This is a genomic window from Kitasatospora sp. MBT63, assembly GCF_000710465.2.
GTDB lineage: Bacteria > Actinomycetota > Actinomycetes > Streptomycetales > Streptomycetaceae > Kitasatospora.
Window position 1 is genome coordinate 1 of sequence record NZ_JAIZ01000090.1, and the last position, 19586, is coordinate 19586.

At 74.0% G+C, this 19586-nt stretch carries 19 protein-coding genes; 4 read left to right on the forward strand and 15 right to left on the reverse strand.

Annotated elements, in window-relative coordinates; genetic code table 11:
• Nucleotides 1-129 precede the first annotated feature (129 nt).
• Nucleotides 130-915: a VOC family protein gene (locus AA75_RS06070; RefSeq protein ID WP_051811916.1), complete on the forward strand. Its 786-nt coding sequence runs from the start codon at nt 130-132 to the stop codon at nt 913-915.
• A 44-nt stretch (nt 916-959) separates the two neighbouring features.
• On the opposite strand, the gene AA75_RS06075 is transcribed toward AA75_RS06070, so the two are convergent.
• The 8 genes from AA75_RS06075 to AA75_RS06110 form a co-directional block, all read right to left on the reverse strand.
• Nucleotides 960-1808 carry a hypothetical protein gene (locus AA75_RS06075; protein ID WP_051811917.1) on the reverse strand — a complete coding sequence of 283 codons (849 nt, stop codon included), beginning with the start codon at nt 1806-1808 and terminating at the stop codon, nt 960-962.
• A gap of 70 nt (nt 1809-1878) precedes the next feature.
• Nucleotides 1879-2640 carry a class I SAM-dependent methyltransferase gene (locus tag AA75_RS06080; protein ID WP_033818736.1) on the reverse strand — a complete coding sequence of 254 codons (762 nt, stop codon included), beginning with the start codon at nt 2638-2640 and terminating at the stop codon, nt 1879-1881.
• Nucleotides 2641-2708: 68 nt separating this feature from the next.
• Complete coding sequence (locus AA75_RS06085; protein ID WP_199520271.1) at nt 2709-3380, reverse strand: response regulator transcription factor; 672 nt, start codon at nt 3378-3380, stop codon at nt 2709-2711.
• Nucleotides 3377-4705, reverse strand: coding sequence for a sensor histidine kinase (locus AA75_RS06090; RefSeq protein WP_149037971.1), 1329 nt, complete (start codon nt 4703-4705; stop codon nt 3377-3379). Before AA75_RS06090 ends, AA75_RS06085 begins: the two co-directional genes overlap by 4 nt.
• Nucleotides 4696-5484 carry an ABC transporter permease gene (locus tag AA75_RS06095; RefSeq protein ID WP_051811919.1) on the reverse strand — a complete coding sequence of 263 codons (789 nt, stop codon included), beginning with the start codon at nt 5482-5484 and terminating at the stop codon, nt 4696-4698. Before AA75_RS06095 ends, AA75_RS06090 begins: the two co-directional genes overlap by 10 nt.
• Before the next feature lie 30 nt (nt 5485-5514).
• Nucleotides 5515-6423, reverse strand: a complete 909-nt coding sequence (locus AA75_RS06100) for an ABC transporter ATP-binding protein (protein ID WP_033818753.1) — start codon at nt 6421-6423, stop codon at nt 5515-5517.
• A 178-nt stretch (nt 6424-6601) separates the two neighbouring features.
• Nucleotides 6602-7159, reverse strand: a complete 558-nt coding sequence (locus tag AA75_RS06105) for a GNAT family N-acetyltransferase (protein ID WP_199520272.1) — start codon at nt 7157-7159, stop codon at nt 6602-6604.
• 30 nt (nt 7160-7189) lie between these two features.
• The gene (locus tag AA75_RS06110) at nt 7190-7807 is read right to left on the reverse strand and encodes a TetR/AcrR family transcriptional regulator (protein WP_033818738.1); all 618 of its coding nucleotides are present in this window, start codon (nt 7805-7807) and stop codon (nt 7190-7192) included.
• Nucleotides 7808-7919: 112 nt separating this feature from the next.
• On the opposite strand from AA75_RS06110, the gene AA75_RS06115 reads away from it, so the two are divergent.
• Genes AA75_RS06115 through AA75_RS06125 form a run of 3 tightly spaced genes read left to right on the forward strand, consistent with a single transcriptional unit; the run spans nt 7920 to nt 10446 of the window.
• Entirely contained in the window at nt 7920-8675 is a 756-nt protein-coding gene (locus AA75_RS06115) for an SDR family oxidoreductase (RefSeq protein ID WP_033818739.1), read from the forward strand.
• The gene (locus AA75_RS06120; protein WP_033818740.1) at nt 8672-9481 is read left to right on the forward strand and encodes an SDR family oxidoreductase; all 810 of its coding nucleotides are present in this window, start codon (nt 8672-8674) and stop codon (nt 9479-9481) included. Before AA75_RS06115 ends, AA75_RS06120 begins: the two co-directional genes overlap by 4 nt.
• Nucleotides 9478-10446: an NADPH:quinone oxidoreductase family protein gene (locus AA75_RS06125; protein ID WP_033818741.1), complete on the forward strand. Its 969-nt coding sequence runs from the start codon at nt 9478-9480 to the stop codon at nt 10444-10446. The genes AA75_RS06120 and AA75_RS06125 overlap by 4 nt, the downstream gene beginning before the upstream one ends.
• 57 nt (nt 10447-10503) lie before the next feature.
• On the opposite strand, the gene AA75_RS06130 is transcribed toward AA75_RS06125, so the two are convergent.
• The 7 genes from AA75_RS06130 to AA75_RS06160 form a co-directional block, all read right to left on the reverse strand.
• Entirely contained in the window at nt 10504-11625 is a 1122-nt protein-coding gene (locus AA75_RS06130; protein ID WP_033818742.1) for an acyl-CoA dehydrogenase family protein, read from the reverse strand.
• Nucleotides 11622-12827, reverse strand: coding sequence for an acyl-CoA dehydrogenase family protein (locus AA75_RS06135; protein WP_199520273.1), 1206 nt, complete (start codon nt 12825-12827; stop codon nt 11622-11624). Before AA75_RS06135 ends, AA75_RS06130 begins: the two co-directional genes overlap by 4 nt.
• A 1-nt stretch (nt 12828) precedes the next feature.
• Nucleotides 12829-14052, reverse strand: coding sequence for an acyl-CoA dehydrogenase family protein (locus tag AA75_RS06140; RefSeq protein ID WP_033818744.1), 1224 nt, complete (start codon nt 14050-14052; stop codon nt 12829-12831).
• Between the two features lie 2 nt (nt 14053-14054).
• Entirely contained in the window at nt 14055-15098 is a 1044-nt protein-coding gene (locus AA75_RS06145) for a phosphotransferase family protein (RefSeq protein ID WP_033818745.1), read from the reverse strand.
• 181 nt (nt 15099-15279) lie between these two features.
• Entirely contained in the window at nt 15280-16752 is a 1473-nt protein-coding gene (locus tag AA75_RS06150; protein WP_033818746.1) for a catalase, read from the reverse strand.
• 274 nt (nt 16753-17026) lie between these two features.
• A complete protein-coding gene (locus AA75_RS06155; protein ID WP_033818747.1) occupies nt 17027-18685 on the reverse strand; it encodes an APC family permease in 1659 nt (552 codons plus the stop codon).
• A gap of 439 nt (nt 18686-19124) precedes the next feature.
• Nucleotides 19125-19586, reverse strand: a 462-nt coding sequence (locus AA75_RS06160; protein ID WP_033818748.1) for a hypothetical protein, incomplete at its 5' end; no start/stop codon positions are given.

Sequence of the window (19586 nt, forward strand, 5' to 3'; positions counted from 1 at the left end):
CCGCCCCCGCCGCAATCCCGCCCCGGCGACCGGACACGGCCTAGGCTGAACCCGCTGGGGCCGGTCCGGCGACGCCGATCCGGTGCGGGCGGTCGCACGGGCCGCGGAACCGGAAGGAGCGGCTGGCGAATGGGTGATCCGACGGGCGAGAAGACGGTCAGGGTGCGCTGCGTACCGGGTGCGCCGTGCTGGGTCAGCCTGACCGCCAGGGACCTCGACCTGGCACAGGCGTTCTACGGGCCGCTGCTCGGCTGGACCTTCGAGCCGGGCCCGGACCGCTGGGGCCGCTACCTGCGGGCCGTGGTCGACGGCGTCGAGGTGGCCGGCCTCGGCGTGATCGGCGGGGACTGGGACGTGCCGGTGGCCTGGACGATCATCTTCGGCACCGAGAGCGCGGACCAGTCCGCCGACGGCGTCCGCGAGCGCGGCGGCACGGTCGCGGTCGGCCCGCTGGCCTTCGACGCCGGGCGGATCGTGCTGGCCTCGGACTCGGCCGGCGCGGCCTTCGGGATCTGGGAGGGCGAGACCGCCGACGAGACGTGGATGGCGGAGCCCGGCACGCCGTCCTGGATCGAGCTGCGCACCGCCGACCCGTTCGCGGCGGCGCTCTTCTACGGCGAGGTGTTCCGCTGGGACGGGCGGGACCCGGCGCACTTCGAGGTCCGCTACGAGCACGAGCGGGTGGTGCTGAGGGTGGAGGGCCGCAGTGTGGCCGCGCTGCGCGGGGCGGAGGAGGGGCTGGGCCCGCACTGGGAGGTGTTCTTCGCGGTGCGGGACACCGAGGAGGCGGTCCGTCAGGCGGTCGAGCTCGGCGGCAAGGTGGCCGGGGACCCGGTGGACACCCCGTACGGCCGGGTGGCCCGGCTGAGCGACCCGGAGGGCGGGCTCTTCTCGGTGATCAGCCCGCTCGGCTGACCTCCCGCCGGTCGGCCGACCGCGCCCTTGCGCAGCGCCGCCGCTCAGTGCCGCAGCCCGGCGAACAGCCGGTGCATCGCCTCCGGCAGCTCGTCCGGCACGGTGACCGGGTGCTCGAACTCGAAGCGGGCGTCGAGGAGTCGGCCGGACGGTCCGGTGTCCTCCGGGCCGCCCTGCGGATCGCCGATCAGCCGGACCCGCAGTCCGAAGCGGTCGAGGGCGACCGGTGCGACCTCGCGGAGCGCGCCGACCGGGCCGGGCCAGGCGTGCCGGGCGGTCCGCCGGGCCAGCGCGCGGGCGCCGAGCAGGGCCAGCTGGTCGGGGTGGGCGGCGGCCAGGTGCTGGAGCAGACAGGCCTCGTCGCCCGCGATCGGGTCGGGCGCGGCGACGGCGAAGGCGCCGAGGTCGATGCAGCAGTCGGCGCCCCACAGGTCCTCGACCGCCAGGTGGTCGAGCTCGAGGCGCAGCAGGGCGTGGCCCGCCGGGCCGCGGTGCGGGAAGAGCTGCTCGATCCGGTCGGGCCCGCCGGCGGGCAGCAGGGTCAGCCGGCCGTGGGCGTGGGCCCGGGCGCGGATCCGCTGGGGGACGGCGACCGGGGCCACATCGACGGCCTCCAGCTCGGCCGGGACCTCCTCCTCGCGGGAGAGCGCCACCACCCGGTGCAGCGGCGAGGGGCTCTCCACCAGGACGGCGAGCGCACCGTCGGGCAGCGCCGCGCAGCTGACCAGCGGGGGGATGCCGGGCCGGTTCACCAGGTCGATCCCGGGGACGTCGGCCACCACGGAGGAGGCGAACTGCAGGATCGTGCGGGCGCGTTCGGCGGCGGTGGGCGCGGTGCGCCGGGGCGCGGGCCGGTCGGCGACGCGGGCTGGCCGGTTTTCGGCGTGGGGCATCCGTCCTCCTCGTCTCTTAGGTGAGCCTAACCTAAGAAGGTGGGCGGCGGGAGGAGGCCGGGCCGAGTGGTCAGAGTGGCTTGCGGGCCTCGATCAGGAACCGGGTGGTGTGGGCCAGGAACGGTCCCTCGGCCCGGATCCGCGCATCCAGCTCCCGCAGCCGCTCGCGGTACTGCTCCACGGTGAAGCCCGGCACCATCCAGATCACCTTCCGCAGGAAGTACACCACCGCGCCGATGTCGTGGAACTCCGTGCGCAGCGACTCGAACCGCAGGTCCACCACCTCCAGCCCGGCCGCCTCGGCCGCCGCCCTGGCGTCGTCGGGGTGCCGGCCGCGGCGCACCTCGGCCGGCTGCGGGCCGAGGAAGAACTCCACCAGCTCGAACACGCTGGACGGGCCGACCTGTTGGGACAGGTAGCAGCCGCCCGGCCGGAGCACCCGGGCGATCTCCTGCCACCACACCGTCACCGGGTGCCGGCTCACCACCAGGTCGAAGGCGGCGTCGGCGAACGGCAGCGGCGGCTCGTCCGGGTCGGCGACGACCACGGCGCCGAGCGGGTGCAGCAGGGCGGTGGCCTTCGCGACGTTCGGCGGCCAGGACTCGGTGGCCACCGTGATCGGCGGCAGCTTCGGCGTACCCGCCAGCACCTCGCCGCCGCCGGTCTGGATGTCCAGCGCGGCCGCGGCCAGGGCCATCCGCTCGCCCATCAGCCGCTGGTAGCCCCAGGACGGGCGCTGCTCGGTGGCCCGACCGTCCAGCCAGGAGAAGTCCCAGCCGGCCACGGACACCGCTTCGGCCTCGGCCACCAGGTCGTCGAAGTCTCGCTCCATGGGGCGATCCTCGCACCCGGCCCGTTCGTGGGCCAATGAATTGCGGGTGCCCGTGGGCGGTGGCCCGGTCAGCGGGGCCGGCCGCCGCCGGGCACCAGCAGTCCCAGCTCGTAGCCGGCCGCCACCGCCGAGGCCCGGTCCTTGACCTCCAACTTGGCGTAGACGTGCAGCAGGTGGGTCTTGACGGTGGCCTCGCTGATGAACAGCCGGGCGGCCGCGTCCCGGTTGGTCGCGCCGCCCGCGACCAGCTGCAGCACCTCCAGTTCCCGGGCGCTGAGCACCTCGGGCGCGGGTGCGCGGACCTGGCCGAGCAGCTTGGCGGCCACCGTCGGCGAGATCACCGAGGCGCCGCGCGCCGCCGACCGGACGGCGTGGAACAGCTCCTCCCGGGCCGCGTCCTTGAGCAGGTACCCGGTCGCCCCGGCCCGCACCGCGGGCAGCACGTCACCGTCGGTGTCGTAGGTGGTGAGCACCAGCACCCGGGCGGTCAGGCCGCGCTCGGCCATCGCGCGGATCGCCGTGACACCGTCCATCCGGGGCATCCGCAGGTCCATCAGCACCACGTCCGGGCGCAGTGCCTCGGCCAGCACCAGCGCCTCGGCGCCGTCCGCGGCCTCGCCGGCCACCTCGAAGCCGGGCGCGGCGGCGAACATGCCGCGCAGGCCGTCCCTGACCACCGGGTGGTCGTCCACGATGAGCAGCCTGATCGGCCGGTCCGCGTCGATCGGCATCCCTGTCATCCGTTCCCCCTGCCGGGCTCCGGAACGGTCACCGACACGGTGGTGCCGAGACCGGGTTCCGTCTCCAACTCGACGTGTCCGCCGAGGTCCTGGGCGCGCCGCCGCATCGCGGTGAGCCCGAATCCGCCGCCCTCGGCGCGGGACGCGGCGGCACGGGCCGGGTCGAGGCCGCGGCCGTCGTCGCGCACGTCCAGGGTGATCTGGCCGGGCAGGTACGAGAGGGTGACCCCGACCCGGGTGGCGTCCGCGTGCCTGGCCACGTTGGCCAGCGACTCCTGGGTGGCGCGCAGCAGCGTCACCTCGACCTGCGGGTGCAGCGGGCGGGGGTCGCCGGTGACGGTCAGTGCCACGGTCGGGGTGCTGCGGCGGCGCCACCGGTCGACGGCCTCGGCGAGTGCCTCCGGCAGCTCGGCCCGCTCCAACTCCTGCGGGCGCAGGGCGTGGACGGCCCGCCGGGCCTGGTCGAGGCTCTCCCGGGCGAGCCGGGCGGCGCTGTCCAGGTGGTGGCCGACCAGTGCGGGGTCGGCGCCCTGTTCGCGAGCGCCGTCGGCGGCCTGCAGCTGGGTGACGATGCCGGCCAGTCCCTGGGCGACGGTGTCGTGGAGTTCACGGGCCAGCCGCTGCCGTTCCTCGGTGATCCCGGCCTCCCGCGCCTGGGTGAGCAGTTGGGCCTGCAGGCCGGCGTTCTCGGCCAGCAGGGCGGTCAGCCGCCGGTTGGCGTCGGCGAGTTCGGCGTTGGCGGCCTTGCGGCTCAGGCTCAGCCGGTCGGTCACGCCGTTCAGTGCGACGATCACCCCGGCCACCACCAGGTTGAACGACAGCACCGCCAGCAGGCTGCCGAACTCTCGCCAGGTGCCCGGGAGTACGCCACCGACCTGGGCCAGCGAGCCGGGCAGGGCGGCCACCAGCACGCCCGCGATCCGGGGCCGGCCGGCCGGCAGGTGGTGCACGGCGTGCAGGTAGCCGGAGAAGGCGAAGAAGCCGAAGTAGGGGTTGCAGAGCACCAGCAGCACGGTCAGCGCGACCAGTACGGTGAAGTGCGCGGGCCCGTGCCAGCCGCGGCGGCGGCCCGGCGGCAGCCGGTCGAGCGCCGCCCGGACCAGCAGCCACAGGGCGGCGGCGCCGGCGGCCGCCAGGGTCACCGCCGCCGGGCGGGCGGTGGGTACCGGCACGATCAGCGCCAACGCCAGCGAGACCAGCAGCGCGACGTACGCGAGCGGCGTGAGCGCCCGGTCGAGCCGGCGCTGCCACATGCCGAGCACGGCCTCCCCCGCGGGGTCGGCCGTGGACGGGTCCGGCCCGGCCGGCGCAGTGATCACTCCCACCGGAACAGCTTCGCAGCGCCGGCGCCCGCGACGAGCGCGAACACCGCCAGTGTGACCAGGTGCACGCCCTGCGGAAGGTGTCCGTTCCAGGTGTCCTGGAGGGCCTGGACGGCGGCGCCGCTCGGGGTGAGGTCGCCGATCCGGCTGAGCAGCCCGGGGGTGAACGCGCGGGGGATCCAGATGCCGGAGAAGAACATCAGCGGGAAGAGCAGCATCGCCCCGATCGCGTTGCCCGCCTTCGCGGACGGCGCCACGGCCGCGACCAGCAGCCCGAGCGCGAACAGTGCCGCCACGGTGAGGGCGAAGGCCAGCAGGAACCCGGGCAGCTGCCGCGGCAGCGGCACCCCGAAGGCCAGGCCGGCCGCGCCGACCAGCAGCAGCGAGACCACCGAGACCGCCAGGTAGAGGGGGAGCAGCGCGCCGAGCACCAGCACCGGACGGACCGGGCTCGCCGACAGCCGGCGCAGCACCCCGCGTTCGCGGTAGCCGGCCAGCACCGGCGGCAGGCCGTTCATGGCCAGGGTCAGCACGCTGAACACCGCCATGATCGGGGCGTACAGCTGGAGGGTGCTCATACCGTGCAGGTCGGCGGAGCGTTCGCGCAGGGCGGGGATCGAGCCGAGCACGCCCATCAGCAGCACCGGGAAGGCGAGGCCGAAGAACGCGGTGGCGGGGTCGCGCAGGAACAGCCGGGTCTCGACGGCGGCCAGGCGGCGCAGGGCACGGGCGGTGGCGGCGCCGGTGTCGGCGGTGCTGGCGGTGCTGGCGGTGCTGGTCATCACGGGCTCCGAAGGGTGGGTGAGGGGTGGTCAGTTGCGGTGGTCGCGGCCGGTCAGCGCGACGAAGGCGTCGTCCAGGCTGCGCTCGTGGATCCGCAGGCCGGTGACGACGAGGCCGCGGCCGGCGAGCAGCCGGGTGACCTCGTCGGCGTAGCCGCCGGTGCCGGTGACCTCGATCCGGCCGGCCCGTTCGGTCACGGTGGCCACCCCGGGCAGTCCGGCGAGCAGGGCCAGGTCGAGCGGGGCGGTCGGCCGGAAGCTCAGGGTCCCGGCCACCCCGGCGCGGGCGATCAGCTCCTGCGGGGTGCCGGCGGCCACGATCCGGCCGCGGTCCAGCACGGCGGCGCGGTCGCACAGCGCCTCGACCTCGTCCATGAAGTGCGAGACCAGGACCACCGTCACGCCGCTGTCGCGGACCTGGCGGATCAGCTGCCAGGTCTCCCGCCGGGCCGCCGGGTCGAGACCGGTGGTCAGCTCGTCCAGGAACGCCACCTCCGGCCGGCCGACCAGGGCGAGCGCGATGAACAGCCGCTGCTTCTGCCCGCCCGAGAGCTTGCCGAACGGCGTACGGCGCAGCTCGCCGAGGCCCCAGCGGGCGGCCAGGTCCGCCACGTCGTGGGCCCGGGGGTAGAAGGAGGCGTACAGCTCCAGCGCCTCGCCGACCCGCAGTGCGTCCTGCAACTGGGCCTGCTGGAGCTGGACGCCGATCCGGGCGCGCAGCCGGTGCGCCTGGCGGACCGGGTCGAGCCCCAGCACCCGGACGGTGCCGCCGTCGGCCCGGCGCAGGCCCTCGCAGCACTCCACGGTGGTGGTCTTGCCGGCCCCGTTGGAGCCCAGCAGGCCGAAGATCTCGCCCTCGGCGACCTGGAAGTCGACCCCGTCCAGGACACCGCGCCCCCGGTAGGCCTTGCGCAGTCCCGCCACCTCGATGACCGCCACGGCCACCACCCCTTGCTGTCCCCGTCCGCCCGGCGCCTTGCCGTGCTCCGAGCTTCCCGCGCGGGGGCAGGGCGGCTCATCGACCGTCCGGCGGTGGTTCGTGGCGGCGGTGGTGGAGGGGCATCAACCGATCGGTTGATGCCGGGCGGGCCGACCAGGTGCGGGACGGGCCGCCGGCTCAGCCGGGGTGACGGTCGTTCAGGATCTTCTGGAACAGCACGTGGTCCCGCCACTCGCCGTCGATCAGCAGGAACTTCGGCGCGGTGCCGATCACCTGGAACCCGCTCTTGACCAGCACCCGCTGGGAGCCGGGGTTGTCGGTGGCCGCGCCGGCCTCCAGCCGGTGCAGCCCGTGCTGCTGGTCGGCGGCCCGGGCCACCAGCGTCACGGCGGCGCCGGCCAGGCCGCGCCCGACGTGGCCGGCGTCGATCCAGTAGCCGAGGTTGGCGCTGTGCAGCGGGCCGCGCACCACGTTGGAGAGGGTCACCGCGCCGATGATCTCCTCGGCGTGGGTGAGCACGTACGGGTACTGGCGGCCGGCCTCGCGCTGCTCCAGCTGGTCCCGCAGCCGGGCCGCCTGCCCGGCCGGGGTGAAGAACTCCTCGTCCCGCCGGGGGTCCCAGCGGCGCAGGTGCTCGCGGTTGCGCAGGAAGGCGCGGAGCAGGGCGGCCGAGTCGTCCTCGGCAACCGGTCGCAGCTGGACGTCAGGTGCGACCGCGATGGCGTGGAACATCATCGGATCACCGTACCGGCGAGGAGACCCGGATCACACCGCGGCCCCGGCACCCAGCATCCGCAGCACCAGCACCGCGTACCGGCGGCCCAGCTCCTCCGGGGACTCCGTGCTGCGCTCGGTGTACCACCGGGACACGTCGATGCCGAGCGAGGTGACCGCCCGGGCGGCGGTGCGCTGGTCGGGCACCTCGAAGACGCCCGCGGCCACCCCCCGCCCGATGATCCGCCGAACCGTTTCCTCGATCCGGATCCGCAGCTCCGCCACGGCCGCGAAGGTCTCCTCGGGCAGTGCATGCAGCTCGTTGTTGACGATCCGGCCGACCGTGTGGCCGCGGGCGTGCCAGACCGTGAAGTCCTCCACCAGGCGCCGCATCTGCTCCACCGGGTCGCCGCTCGCCGCCTCGGCCCGCTCGACCAGGTCGAAGGTGGCCTGATGCCCGGTGCGGCTGATCTCGGCGAGCAGCGCCGCCTTGGACGGGTAGTGGATGTAGAGCGCCGCCGGGCTCATCCCGGCGGCCGTCGCGATGTCGCGGGTGGTGGTGGCGTGGTACCCGCGCCGGGCGAAGGACTCCACCGCCGCGAGCAGCAGGCGCCGGGGGGCCTCGGTCGCCTCTCCGGGCCACAGGCCGGCGGTCGCCAGTTCGTTCATAGGACCAATCCTCGCAGAGGGATCACGGGCCGGGCGGCTCGGCCTGTTGACAGTGTGGCCCGCCCCCAAGATGCTGAGCAAGCGCTTAGTCACCCCATCGAAAGGTACGGCGATGACCTCCTCCCTCAAGGGCCAGGTGGCCGTGGTCACCGGAGCCAGCCGGGGCATCGGCCTCGGCATCGCCCGCGAGCTCGTCCAGCGCGGCGCCAAGGTCTGCATCACCGCCCGCAGCGCCGAGCCGCTCGACGACGCGGTCCGCGACCTCGGCGGCGCCGACCACGCCCTCGCGGTGGCCGGCAAGTCCGACGACCCGGCCCACCAGGAGGAGGCCGTCACCCGCACCATGGAGACCTTCGGCCGGCTCGACCTGCTGGTCAACAACACCGGCGTCAACCCGGTCTACGGCCCGGTGCTGGACACCGACCCGGCCGCCGCCGCCAAGATCATGGCGGTCAACGTGCTGGCCCCGCTGGCCTGGACCCGCCTCGCCCACGCCGCCTGGATGGGCGAGCACGGCGGCGCCGTCGTCAACGTCGCCTCCATCGCGGGCATCCGCGCCTCCAAGGGCATCGGCATGTACGGCGTCAGCAAGGCCGCCCTGATGCGGCTCACCGTCGAACTCGCCGCCGACCTCGGCCCCGACATCCGGGTCAACGCGGTCGCCCCCGCGATCGTCAAGACCAAGTTCGCCGAGGCCCTGTACGAAGGCCGCGAGGAGAAGGTGATCCGGGCCTACCCGCTCGGCCGGCTCGGCGTCCCCGAGGACGTCGCCGGGGCCGTCGCCTTCCTGCTCTCCGCGGACGCCGCCTGGATCACCGGCCAGACCCTGGTCGTCGACGGCGGCGTGACGCTGGGCGGCGGACTGTGAGCGCCCACGACGGGCGCACCGTCGTCGTCACCGGCGCCGGCCGCGGCATCGGCGCCGCCCTCGCCACCGCCTTCGCCGCCGAGGGCGCCCGGGTCGTGGTCAACGACCTCGACACCGACGCGGCCGAACAGGTCGCGGCCCGCCTCGGCGCGCTCGCCGCCCCCGGCGACGCCGCCACCGCCGACGGCATCGCCGCGCTGCTCGCCGCCGCCCGCAGCGCGTACGGCCGCGTCGACCTGTACTGCGCCAACGCCGGCGTCGCCCCGCAGGGCGGGGCCGACGCCGCCCCCGAGCTCTGGGCCCAGGCCTGGGAGGTGAATGTGATGGCCCACGTCCGGGCCGCCGAGCAGCTGCTGCCCGAGTGGCTGGAGCGCGGCGAGGGCCGGTTCCTGTCCACCGTGTCGGCCGCCGGGCTGCTCACCATGCTCGGCTCGGCCCCGTACGCGGTCAGCAAGCACGGCGCGCTGGCCTTCGCCGAGTGGCTGTCCGCCACCTACCGGCACCGCGGGGTGCGGGTGCACGCGCTGTGCCCGCAGGGCGTGCGCACCGACATGCTGACCTCGACCGGCGCGATCGGCGAGGCCCTGCTCGGCGCGGACGCGATCGAGCCCGCCGCCGTCGCCGCCGAGGTGCTGCGGGCCGTCGAGGCCGAGGAGTTCCTGATCCTCCCGCACGCCGAGGTGGCCGACTACTACGCCGCCCGCGCCACCACCCCGGACCGCTGGCTGAACGGCATGAACCGCCTCCAGCAGGGCCTCGAACAGGGCCCGGCCGCCGTCCGCACCCCCGAAGGGAGCCACTCGTGAAGGCCTGGCAGGTCGGCGGACTCGGTGAGCCCGCCGAGGTGATGCGGATCGCCGACGGCATACCCCGGCCGGTGCCCGCCGAGGGACAGCTGCTGGTCCGGGTCCGGGCCGCCGCCGTCAACTTCCCCGACGCGCTGATGTGCCGCGGCCAGTACCAGGTCCGCCCGCCGCTGCCGTTCACGCCGGGCGTCGAACTCTGCGGCGAGCCCGCCGAAGGCCCGTACGCGGGCACCCGGGTGATCGGCACCGCGCTGCTGCCCGCCGGGGCGTTCGCCGAGTACGCGCTGATGGATGCCGCCGCGGTCCTCCCCGCGCCCGAGGCGCTGGACGACGCCGAGGCCGCCGCCCTGCACATCGGCTACCAGACCGCCTGGTTCGGGCTGCACCGGCGGGCCGCCCTGGCCGCCGGCGAGACGCTGCTGGTGCACGCCGCGGCGGGCGGCGTCGGCAGCGCCGCCGTCCAGCTCGGCAAGGCCGCCGGGGCGAGGGTGATCGGTGTCGTCGGCGGCGCGGCGAAGGCCGCCGTGGCCCGGGAACTGGGCGCGGACCTGGTGATCGACCGGCACGAACGGGACTTCGTCGCCGCGGTCAAGGAGGCCACCGGCGGCCGCGGGGCCGACGTGGTCTTCGACCCGGTCGGCGGCGACGCCTACACCGGCTCCACCAAGTGCGTCGCCTTCGAGGGCCGGATCGTCGTGGTCGGCTTCGCCGGCGGCACCATCCCCGCGCCGAGCCTCGGCCACGCCCTGGTGAAGAACTACTCGCTGCTCGGCCTGCACTGGGGCCTCTACAACACCCACGACCCGCAGGCCGTCCGGCACGCCCACCGCGAGCTCACCGAACTCGCCGCCAAGGGGGTGGTCCGCCCGCTGGTCAGCGAGCGGCTGCCGCTGGAGCGCGCCGCCGAGGGCGTCCAGCGGGTCGCCGACGGCCTGAGCACCGGACGGATCACGGTTCAGCCGTAGCCCAGAGGGGGCGGGCGCCAGCTGGCGCCCGCCCCCTCGGTGCTTCCGGCGCCGCCGTCAGCCGACCGGCCCCGGCAGGTCCACCAGCCGGGCCAGCGCCGCCCGGTGGTGCCCGGGCGTGCCCAGGGCGATCTGGTCCGCCTTGGCGCGCTTGAGGTACAGGTGCGCCGGGTGCTCCCAGGTCATCCCGATCCCGCCGTGCAACTGGACGCACTCCTCGGCCGCCCGCACCGCCACCGCCGCGCAGTGCGCCTGCGCGAGCGCCACCGCGACCTCGGCGTCCGGGCCGCCGCGCGCCAGGGTGTCCGCCGCGTACCGGGCCGCCGCACGCGCCCCGACCGTCTCCAGCCACAGATCGGCCAGCCGGTGCTTCAGCGCCTGGAACGACCCCAGCCGGCGCGCGAACTGCCGGCGCTCCTTCAGGTACTCCACCGTGGCCGCCAGACACCACTCGGCCACCCCGAGCTGCTCCGAGGCCAGCAGCCCGGCAGCCGTCAACAGGGCCTGCCCGAGGGCCCGTTCGGCCACCTCGCCGACGGCCAGCCGGCGCCCGGGCACCTCGTGCAGGGTGACGTCCGCGAGCGGCCTGGTCAGGTCCAGCGAGGTCCGCCGGACCACCCCCAGACCGGCCGCGCCCGCCTCGACCGCGTACAGCGCGGGGCCGTCCGGCCCCACCGCCGGGACCAGCAGCAGCCCGGCGTCCAGCGCGTCGGCCACCGAGGTGACCCGGCCGCTCAGCGTGGCACCCGCACCGGCGGTCACAGCCGCCGGGAACCCGGCCCCCGGCGCGGTCGACAGCGGCACGGCGACGGTCGCGGTCAGCGCACCGCCCGCGACCTGCGGCAGCAGCGCGTCCTGCGGACAGGCCGCCAGCAGCAGCACCCCCGCCAGCACCGCACTGCCCAGGAACGGCACCGGCGCCACCCGCCGCCCCAGCTCCTCCAGCACCACGGCGCTCTCCCGCAGGCTCGCACCCGCGCCGCCGTACTCCTCGGGCACGTGCAGCCCCGCCACCCCTAGCTCGTCGGCCAGGGCACGCCACAGCGCCGGGTCGTACGGCCGGGGCCCCTCGCAGCGCTCCAGCACCGCCGACGGCGGGCACCGGTCGGTGAGCAACGCCCGGACGCTGGCCCGCAGTTCCTCCTCGATCTCGGAGTGGAGCAGATCGGGTGCGCTCATCGCGGCAGCTCCTTCCAGGGCAGGTCCTTGTCGGTGCGCGGCTCGCCCGGCAGGCCCAGCACCCGCTCGGCGATGATGTTGCGGAGGATCTCCGAGGTGCCGCCCTCGATCGAGTTCCCCTTGGCCCGCAGGTACCGGTAGCCGGCCTCACGGCCGTTGAAGTCGACCAGCTCCGGGCGGCGCAGCGTCCAGTCGTCGTATCCGAGGCCCTCCTCGCCGAGCAGTTCCACCTCCAGACCGCTCAACTCCTGGGCGAGCCGGGCGAAGGCGAGCTTCATCGCCGCCCCCTCCGGCCCGGGCTGGCCGACCGCCAGCTGCTGCCGCAGCCGCTCACCCGCCAGCCGCGTCACCTCGGCGTCCACCCAGAGCTTCAGCAGCCGCTGGTGCAGCTCGTGGGTGCGCAGCTCGGGCCGCTCCCGCCAGGTGGCCGCGACGATGCCGGTCAGGCCGCCCTCGCGCGGCATCGCCTGCCCGCCGATCGCCACCCGCTCGTTGTTGAGCGTCGTCTGTGCGACCTGCCAGCCCTCGCCGACGCCGCCGAGGCGGTGCGCGTCGGGGATCCGCACGCCGGTCAGGAACACCTCGTTGAACTCGGCCTCCCCGGTGATCTGCCGCAGCGGGCGGACCTCCACCCCCGGGTCGGTCATGTCGCAGACGAAGTAGGTGATGCCCTGGTGCTTGGGTACGCCGGGGTCGGTGCGGGCGATCAGGATCGCCCAGCGGGCGGTGTGCGCACCGGAGGTCCACACCTTCTGGCCGTCCACCCGCCAGCCGTCGCCGTCGCGGACCGCGCGGGTGGCCAGCGCCGCCAGGTCGGATCCGGCGCCCGGCTCGCTGAACAGCTGGCACCACACCTCCTCCCCGGTCCACAGCGGCCGCAGGAACCGCTGCTTCTGCTCCTCGGTGCCGTACCGCAGGATGGTCGGCGCGGCCATGCCGAGGCCGATGCCGATCCGCCGCGGATCGTTGTCCGGCGCCCCGGCGGCCGCCAACTCGCTCTCCACCAGGGCCTGCAGGGCGCGCGGCGCACCGAGCCCGCCGAGCCCGGGCGGGAAGTGCACCCAGGCCAGGCCGGCGTCGAACCTGGCCCGCAGGAAGTCCTCCCGCGCAGTGCCGGCCGGGTCGTACGCGTCGAGCAGCCCGCGCAGGCGCTCACGGACCTCCGGCTCCGCGTCGGACACCGCTGCCTCCGGTGATCGCATGTCAGACCTCCCCGCCCTGGCGGCGCTTCAGTTCGCGCCGGGCCAGCGACCGCCGGTGCACCTCGTCCGGACCGTCCGCCAGCCGCAGGGTCCGGATCCCGGCCCACAGCTGTGCCAGCGGGGTGTCCTGGCCGACCCCGGCCGCACCGTGCGCCTGGACGGCCTTGTCGAGGATCCACTCCACCGCCGACGGCACGGCGATCTTGATGGCCTGGATCTCGGTGTGCGCACCCCGGTTGCCGACGGTGTCCATCAGCCAGGCGGTCTTCAGCACCAGCAGCCGGGCCTGCTCGATCCGCACCCGGGACTCCGCGATCCACTCCTGAACCACGCCCTGCTCGGCCAGCGGCCGGCCGAACGCGACCCGGGACAGGGCCCGGTCGCACATCAGCTCCAGCGCCCGCTCGGCCACCCCGATCGCCCGCATGCAGTGGTGGATCCGGCCCGGCCCGAGCCGCGCCTGCGCGATGGCGAACCCGGAGCCCTCCGCACCGATCAGGTTCCCCACCGGCACCCGGACGTCCTCGAACAGCACCTCGGCGTGCCCGCCGTGGTCCTCGTCCCCGTACCCGAACACCGTCATCCCGCGCCGCACCGTCACCCCGGGGGTGTCGCGCGGCACCAGGATCATGCTCTGCTGCCGGCGCGGGTCCCCGGCGGGATCGGTCTTGCCCATCACGATGAAGATCCGGCAGTTCGGGTTCATCGCCCCGGTGATGTAGAACTTGCGGCCGTTGACCACGTACCGGTCGCCGTCCCGCTCGATCCGGGTGGTGATGTTGGTGGCGTCCGAGGAGGCCACCTCCGGCTCGGTCATCGCGAACGCCGACCTGATCTCACCCGCGAGCAGCGGCTCCAGCCACTGCTTGCGCTGCGCCTCGTCGCCGAACTCGGCCAGCAGCTCCATGTTCCCGGTGTCCGGGGCCGCGCAGTTCAGCGCGGCGGGCGCCAGCAGGATCGACCGGCCGGTGATCTCGGCCAGCGGCGCGTACTGGAGGTTGGTCAGGCCCGCGCCGTGCTCGCCCGGCAGGAAGAGGTTCCACAGGCCGCGCGCCCGGGCCGCCGTCTGCAGCTCGCCGACGACCGGCGGGACGGTCCACGGCTCCCGTGCGGGGTCGGCGAGTTGGGCGGTGAGCACCGGCTCCGCCGGGTACACCGCCTCGTCCATGAAGGCGAGCAGCCGGCCGCGCAGCTCCTCGGTGCGGGCGTCGTAGGAGAAGTCCACCGTCAGTGCTCCTTGTTGGTCGGCCGGTCCAGCGAGGCGAGACCGAACTGTACGAAGGCGGGTACCAGTTCACCGACCCGGTCGAAGCCGGGGCCGACCGTGCCGCCCTTGGTCCACCGGTAGTGGATGCCCTCCAGCACGACGGCCAGCTTGAACGAGGCGAAGCCGACATACCAGCCGAGCGCCGCCACGTCCCGCCCCGAGCGCTCGGCGTACCGGGCGACCAGGTCGGCGGTGGCGGGGAACCCGGGGGCGAGCACCGCGCCGGGCAGGACGCCGTCGAAGCGCCGGGCCAGCTCGATGTACATCACCAGCAGCCCGAGGTCGGTCAGCGGATCGCCGACGGTGGACATCTCCCAGTCCAGCACCGCGGTGATCCGGTCGTCGGCGTCGACCAGCACGTTGTCCAACCGGTAGTCGCCGTGCACCAGCGCGGGCGCGGGGGAGAACGGGAGCGCGGCGGCGAGCTGCGCCTGCAACTCGTCGATGCCGGCCACCTCCCGGCTGCGGGAGGCCGCCAACTGCTTGCCCCAGCGGACCAGTTGCCGCTCCAGGAAGCCCTCCGGCCGACCGAAGCCGCCCAGCCCGACGGCCTGCGGGTCGAGCGCGTGCAGGTCGACCAAGGTGTCCACCAGGCGCAGCCCGAGGGCGTGCACCCGCTCCTCGCCGAGGCCCTCGAACTGCTCGGTGTCCCGGTAGACGGTGCCCGGCGCGCACTCCATCAGGTAGCACGGCGCCCCGGTCACCTCCGGGTCCTCGATCAGCAGCAGCGGCCGCGGCACCGGCACCCCGGTCGGGTGCAGGGCGGTCAGCACCCGGAACTCGCGGGCCATGTCGTGTGCGGTGGCCAGGACGTGCCCGAGCGGCGGCCGCCGCAGCACCCAGCGGCCGGTGCCGTCCTCCAGCAGGTAGGTCAGGTTCGACTTGCCGCCCTCGAACAGCCGGGCGTGCAGCGGACCGGCCAGCAGACCGGGCAGGTCACGGTCGATGCGGGCGCGGAGACGGTCGAGATCGAGGCCGGGAAGGGCTGCGGGGGCGTCGCTCATGGGCTCCTCGCCTGGGTGGGGACGACGACAGGACGGTATGACTAAGCGCTTGCTTAGAATCCCCGCGAGGTGTCCGCCTTGTCAACGGCTGCGACCGCCGGGCCCGCCCCGGCCCCCGCCGCGCGGACGCCGCAGCCGCCCCGGACCGTCCGGCCCGGGGCGGCTGCGTACCTGCCGGCGGCTAGCGCCCGGCGACCTTCGCGGCGACCCGGTCGCCGAGGTCCTTGTCCACGTTGCGCCAGTACGTGACGGCCCGCTCCAGGACCGGCGCGGAGACCCCCTTCAGCAGGTGCCCGGCGATGTTCGACACCAGCCGCTCGCGCGCGGCGTCGTCCAGCACCTCGCGCACCATGGTGCCCGCCTGGCCCCAGTCGTCGTCCTCGGCGTGCAGCGGGTACGCCTCGCGGACCATCCGCCCCGCCACGTCCCAGCCCATCGGCGCGCCCCACAGCTCGGGCTGCGCGGCCGGCCCGCCGTACGAGTTGGGCGCGTACGGCGTGGTGGCCCGGGACGCGTCGAAGCGCATCGGCCCGTCCTTGGCGTACGAGTGCACCGGCACGTGCGCCCGGTTGGGCGGCAGCTGGGCGTAGTTGGGGCCGATCCGGTACCGGTGGGTGTCCGGGTAGGAGAAGATCCGGCCGAGCAGCATCTTGTCCGGCGAGACCCCGATGCCGGGCACCAGGTTCGACGGCTCGAATGCGGCCTGCTCGATGTGGACGTGGTAGTTGTCCGGGTTGCGGTCGAGCGTCATCCGGCCGACCTCGTGCAGCGGATGGTCGGCGTGCGGCCACACCTTGGTCAGGTCGAACGGGTTGAACCGGTACGTCCACGCGTCGTCGAACGGCATCACCTGGACGTACAGCGTCCACGACGGGTGGTCGCCGTTCTCGATCGCGTCGTGGAGGTCGCGCAGGTGGGCGTCCGGGTCCTCGCCGGCCAGCCGGTCGGCGGCGTCCTGGGTCAGGAACTCGATGCCCTGGTCGGTCTTGAAGTGGTACTTGACCCAGAAGCGCTCGCCGTCCGCATTGACCCACTGGTAGGTGTGCGAGCCGTACCCGTTCATGTGGCGCCAGGACTTCGGGATGCCGCGGTCGCCCATCAGCCAGGTGACCATGTGGGCCGACTCCGGGGAGAGCGTCCAGAAGTCCCACTGCATGTCGTGGTCGCGCAGGTGGGTGTCGGGGCGGCGCTTCTGCGAGCGGATGAAGTCCTGGAACTTGATCGGGTCCCGGACGAAGAAGACCGGGGTGTTGTTGCCGACCAGGTCGTAGTTGCCCTGCTCGGTGTAGAACTTCAGCGCGAAACCGCGCGGGTCGCGCCAGCTGTCGGGGGTGCCGAGCTCACCGGCCACGGTGGAGAACCGGGCCAGCATCTCGGTCTCCTTGCCGGGCTGGAACAGGTCGGCCCTGGTGAACCGGCTCACGTCCTGGGTCACCCGGAAGACGCCGTACGCGCCGCCGCCCTTGGCGTGCACCACCCGCTCGGGCACCCGCTCCCGGTTGAACTGGGCCATCTTCTCGATCAGGTAGTGGTCGTGCAGCAGGATCGGGCCGACCGGGCCCGCGGTCAGCGAATCCGCGTCGCTCTCGACCGGGACCCCGGCGTTGTTGGTGGTGGGCTGGACGGGGTGCTGGGCGCGTGGTGCATCGGACATGGCGGTGAGGCCTCCTAGCGGTACCGGGACGTACCTTCGGCGTCGCGCGCGCTGCGCTGCGACCGGTTCGACCGAACCACCGTGCGCCGGGTCCGGCAACCGCAGACCCCGGCCGCCCCGGCCGCCATGTCCGTTACGGACGCGTCGTGAATGCGGCGCAGCCCGGCCGGTGGGTACCGGCCGGGCTGCGCGCTGGGTCCTGCGGGGTGCTACTGGGCACCAGCGGGTACCGCTGGGTCCTGCGGGGGTGGTGCCGCGGTAGCGGGTCCGGGGGTCAGTGACCGCCCTCGTCCACCACCTCGACGTCCTGGATCATCTGCTCGATCAGCTCGGCGGGCAGTGCGACCCGGGTCGCCCAGGAGTAGATGGCGAGCGCGAAGGCCGCGACCACGCCCATGTCCCACCACATCGGCAGGTTGCCCTGGCCGTCGCCGAAGCTGCCCTGCCAGGAGATCAGCCCGAGGCCGAGCAGGTACGCGGGCAGCCACTGGGCCGCGCGCCAGTCCAGCTTCGGCGCGTTCGGCAGGCCCTTCTTGGTGGCGTACGCGGCGTAGCTGCCGAGCAGCACGTAGCCGAGCACGATGGCGATGCCGAGGCGGGCCAGGGTGTGCCAGCCGGTCCAGTAGATGATCATGCTGGCGACGATGAACGACAGCGGGGCGATGACCGCGCCGCCGGGCAGGCGGTACGAGCGCTCACGGTTCGGCAGGCGGCGGCGCAGCGCACCGAAGGCCAGCGGGGCGCCCGCGTACATCAGCACCGAGGCGGAGGTGATGAAGCCGACCAGCTCCTGCCAGCTCGGGAAGGGCAGGAAGCAGATCACACCGGTCAGGAAGGAGATGACCAGACCGAACCACGGCACGCCCTGGCGGTCGACCCGCTCGAACAGCTGGGGTGCGTAGCCGTTCTTGCTCAGGCCGTAGGAGATGCGCGAGGTGGAGGTGGTGTAGATGAGGCCGGTGCCGCCGGGCGAGACGATCGCGTCGAAGTACAGCACCCAGGCCAGCCAGCCGAGGCCGACGGTGGTGGCGAGGCCGGCGAACGGGCCGCTGATGCCGGGGAAGTCGAGGTTGGCCCAGCCGTTCGCGAACGAGGTCGCGGGCAGCGCGGCGATGAAGACGACCTGCAGCAGGATGTAGATCAGGGTGCCGATGGCGACCGAGCCGAGCACGGCGCGCGGGATGTCGCGCTTGGGGTTCTTGCTCTCACCGGCCAGCTGGATCGCCTGCTCGAAGCCGAGCAGGGCGAAGATGATGCCGCTGGTGCTGATCGCGGCCAGGATGCCCTTGGTGCCGAACGGGGCGAAGCCGTGCGAGGTGAAGTTGCCGCCGTGGAAGTTGGTCACGGCGAGGGTGAAGATGGCCAGCAGCGGCACGAAGATCTTCAGCCAGGTGGCGAAGCTGTTGGTGTGCGACAGCACGCGCACGCCGAGGAAGTTGACCGCGACGAAGACGCCCATCAGGATCACCGCGACCACGAAGCCGGAGGCGGTGAGGGTGCCGTTGTCGTTCAGGAAGCTCTTCGCGAACTCCCAGTGACCGGCGTAGCCGATCATGGCCTCGACCTCGATCGGCGCGACCGTGGCGGCCTGCAGCCAGGAGAACCAGCCGAACGACATGCCGGCCAGGCCGCCGAAGGCGTAGTGCGGGTAGCGCGCGGTGCCGCCCGCCACCGGGAACATGCCGCCGAGCTCGGCGTGGACGAAGGCCAGCAGCACGATCGCGACCGCGCCGATGCCCCAGGAGATGAGCGCGGCGGGGCCGGCCACCATGACGGCGTTCTTCGCGCCGTAGAGCCAGCCGGAGCCGATGATCGAGCCCACGGAGGCCCAGAGCAGGCCGATCAGCCCGACCTCACGGCGCAGCGAACGGCCGCTGCCCGGTGAACCGGTCGATGGGGAGGCTGAAGGGGCGAGCTGGTCGACAGAAGCCATGGGGATGGGGAACCTCTCGGTGAATGGCAGGTGGAGGTTGAGAGTTGCCCAAGGCTAGGTCGGCACCACGGTCGCACAACAGACGCGAAGCCGAATAGTTACATTCAGATGGCCAATTTCACGGCTGCTGCACAACTGACTGCTCTCCGTATGTCTCCGCAGGTCAGGCCAGGCGTCACGGAAATTTGAGCATTATTTGAGAAAGCGGGTGGGGTGGTATTGCTTCGCAGGGCGCTGCATAAGCATGAGGGCCGCGCGGGGGCGCTGGGGCGGTCGTTCGCGCCGCGTCGGCACGGATTTATACAGGAATCGGTCGATGGTTGAGGGCCTGCAGCACCGGGTGGACAGGCGGTGAACCGGGGTGGCCGGGGGCGGAAGAGAGTGCCTGGTGAAGGCCGGTGAGGCCCGCGGGCCGTCCGAAGGAGGGGGTCCGCCGGTCTCAGTGGGTGGGATCCGCCGGGGCCGCGGACACCTTCACGGAGTGCCCGGAGGCGTCCGCGGCGTACCAGTACGAGCCGAACCGCGACTGCTCCTGGCCGAACGACTCCCCGGCGGCCGTGTCCGCGGCGCACAGGTAGAGCGGCCGCCCGTTGTAGAGGACCTGGACCGTGCCGTCGGTCCGCACCGTGGTGCCGAGCAGCCCCTCGTCCGCGCCCGGACCGGCCACCGGCAGACCCTTGGTGGTCAGCGGGGGGAGCGCGGCGGCGCAGTCGTCGTAGCAGGTGGAGGCCGTCGAGGTGTCGCCCTCGAAGACGTACAGCGTGCGCCCCTGGGCGTCGACCAGCACCGGGCCGAGCGGATCGGTGGCCGCCACCCCGACGGCCGTGCCGGGCTCGGCGGACAGGGCCGCGGCCGCTGCGGCCGCCGCAGCCGCGGCAGCCGCCGCTACGGCGGGGTCGGC

What these genes read in the sequence shown, in the direction of transcription:
- AA75_RS06070 (WP_051811916.1), top strand. Translation starts at nt 130, where the DNA reads ATGGGTGATCCGACGGGCGAGAAGACGGTCAGGGTGCGCTGCGTACCG.
- AA75_RS06075 (WP_051811917.1), bottom strand. Translation starts at nt 1,808, where the DNA reads ATGCCCCACGCCGAAAACCGGCCAGCCCGCGTCGCCGACCGGCCCGCG.
- AA75_RS06080 (WP_033818736.1), bottom strand. Translation starts at nt 2,640, where the DNA reads ATGGAGCGAGACTTCGACGACCTGGTGGCCGAGGCCGAAGCGGTGTCC.
- AA75_RS06085 (WP_199520271.1), bottom strand. Translation starts at nt 3,380, where the DNA reads ATGACAGGGATGCCGATCGACGCGGACCGGCCGATCAGGCTGCTCATC.
- AA75_RS06095 (WP_051811919.1), bottom strand. Translation starts at nt 5,484, where the DNA reads ATGACCAGCACCGCCAGCACCGCCAGCACCGCCGACACCGGCGCCGCC.
- AA75_RS06105 (WP_199520272.1), bottom strand. Translation starts at nt 7,159, where the DNA reads ATGATGTTCCACGCCATCGCGGTCGCACCTGACGTCCAGCTGCGACCG.
- AA75_RS06110 (WP_033818738.1), bottom strand. Translation starts at nt 7,807, where the DNA reads ATGAACGAACTGGCGACCGCCGGCCTGTGGCCCGGAGAGGCGACCGAG.
- AA75_RS06115 (WP_033818739.1), top strand. Translation starts at nt 7,920, where the DNA reads ATGACCTCCTCCCTCAAGGGCCAGGTGGCCGTGGTCACCGGAGCCAGC.
- AA75_RS06130 (WP_033818742.1), bottom strand. Translation starts at nt 11,625, where the DNA reads ATGAGCGCACCCGATCTGCTCCACTCCGAGATCGAGGAGGAACTGCGG.
- AA75_RS06135 (WP_199520273.1), bottom strand. Translation starts at nt 12,827, where the DNA reads ATGCGATCACCGGAGGCAGCGGTGTCCGACGCGGAGCCGGAGGTCCGT.
- AA75_RS06145 (WP_033818745.1), bottom strand. Translation starts at nt 15,098, where the DNA reads ATGAGCGACGCCCCCGCAGCCCTTCCCGGCCTCGATCTCGACCGTCTC.
- AA75_RS06150 (WP_033818746.1), bottom strand. Translation starts at nt 16,752, where the DNA reads ATGTCCGATGCACCACGCGCCCAGCACCCCGTCCAGCCCACCACCAAC.
- AA75_RS06155 (WP_033818747.1), bottom strand. Translation starts at nt 18,685, where the DNA reads ATGGCTTCTGTCGACCAGCTCGCCCCTTCAGCCTCCCCATCGACCGGT.